This is a genomic window from Acinetobacter sp. SM1B (assembly GCF_003289665.1).
Classification (GTDB): domain Bacteria; phylum Pseudomonadota; class Gammaproteobacteria; order Pseudomonadales; family Moraxellaceae; genus Acinetobacter; species Acinetobacter schindleri.
Genome location: NZ_QMBM01000001.1, coordinates 957,921 through 959,522 on the forward strand (window position 1 = coordinate 957,921; position 1,602 = coordinate 959,522).

The window sequence follows — 1,602 nt, forward strand, 5'->3', positions numbered from 1 at the left end:
AATCTACAACTTGGAACTGAGCAAAAAATGATTTATGAAAGAGGTCTATTGAAGATGTAAAATCTCTAATGCCAATTCAATAACTTATTTTTATCTCTATAGCTCATGTTTTTTTAAGCATGAGCTATTTTTATTGCAAACTGGATAAAGTTCATGATCGAAATTGGCAAAGTTCATGTTACAATACGCGCCAATCTTAGCACGGCTTAAAAGCCCTAATTTAATAGGACCTCGCTAATGTTTGCCAATATCTCTATTGCTGAATTTGATCCAGAAATCGCTCAAGCAATCTCTAACGAAGATGCTCGCCAAGAAGCGCACATCGAGTTGATCGCTTCTGAAAACTATTGCTCACCAGCAGTAATGGAAGCTCAAGGATCAAAACTCACTAACAAATATGCAGAAGGCTACCCAGGCAAACGCTACTATGGCGGTTGTGAATATGTAGATGTCATTGAACAATTGGCAATTGACCGTGCTAAAGAATTATTTGGTGCTGATTACGCTAACGTTCAGCCACATGCTGGTTCTCAGGCAAACTCTGCAGTTTATCTGGCGCTTCTTAACCCAGGCGATACAGTATTGGGTATGAGCCTGGCTCACGGTGGTCACTTGACTCACGGTGCGAAAGTAAGTTTCTCTGGTAAAACTTATAACGCGATTCAATACGGTCTAAACCCGGAAACTGGTGAGATCGATTACGAAGAAGTTGAACGTCTGGCAGTTGAACATAAACCACGTATGATCGTGGCTGGTTTCTCTGCGTACAGCCAAATTGTAGATTGGCAACGTTTCCGTGAAATTGCGGACAAAGTAGGCGCTTACCTGTTTGTTGATATGGCTCACGTGGCTGGCCTGGTTGCTGCTGGCGTTTATCCAAGCCCAGTTCAAATTGCTGACGTAACCACGACAACGACTCACAAAACACTTCGTGGTCCACGTTCAGGTTTGATCCTTGCAAAAGCAAACGAAGAAATTGAGAAAAAACTTCAATCAGCTGTATTCCCAGGTAACCAAGGTGGTCCTCTGGTTCACGCGGTTGCTGCTAAAGCGATCTGCTTCAAAGAAGCAATGGCACCTGAATACAAAGCTTACCAGCAACAAGTTGTGAAGAATGCGCAAGCAATGGCTGAAGTTCTGATTGAACGCGGTTATGACGTTGTTTCTGGCGGTACAAAGAACCATCTGTTCTTGTTGTCTCTGATCAAACAAGACATTACTGGTAAAGACGCTGATGCTTGGTTAGGTGCTGCTCACATCACTGTGAACAAAAACTCTGTACCAAACGACCCACGTTCTCCATTCGTCACTTCTGGTATCCGTATTGGTACACCTGCAGTAACCACTCGTGGTTTTGGCGAAGCTGAAGTACGTGAACTTGCTGGCTGGATCGCTGACATCCTGGACAGTAAAGGCGAAGAAGCTGTGATCGCTGCGGTTAAAGAAAAAGTTGCAGCTGTATGTGCAAAATTCCCTGTATATGCTAAATAATTGTAGCTGAAGCAGAAAAAAAGCTCCCGATCTGGGGGCTTTTTTTATTTTTTATTTTTTAACTCTGTACACGACAAATTTCACAGAACCCTTATCCTATCAGGGTTCTGC

1 protein-coding gene is annotated in these 1,602 nt (G+C 43.0%); it reads left to right on the forward strand.

The window, feature by feature from the left end; genetic code table 11:
• The first annotated feature begins 237 nt into the window (after positions 1–237).
• Positions 238–1,491 carry a serine hydroxymethyltransferase gene (glyA, locus tag C8322_RS04525; RefSeq protein ID WP_004815326.1) on the forward strand — a complete coding sequence of 418 codons (1,254 nt, stop codon included), beginning with the start codon at positions 238–240 and terminating at the stop codon, positions 1,489–1,491.
• Positions 1,492–1,602 lie beyond the last annotated feature (111 nt).

Coding starts and splice junctions, on each gene's coding strand:
- glyA (WP_004815326.1), top strand. CDS start 238: ATGTTTGCCAATATCTCTATTGCTGAATTTGATCCAGAAATCGCTCAA.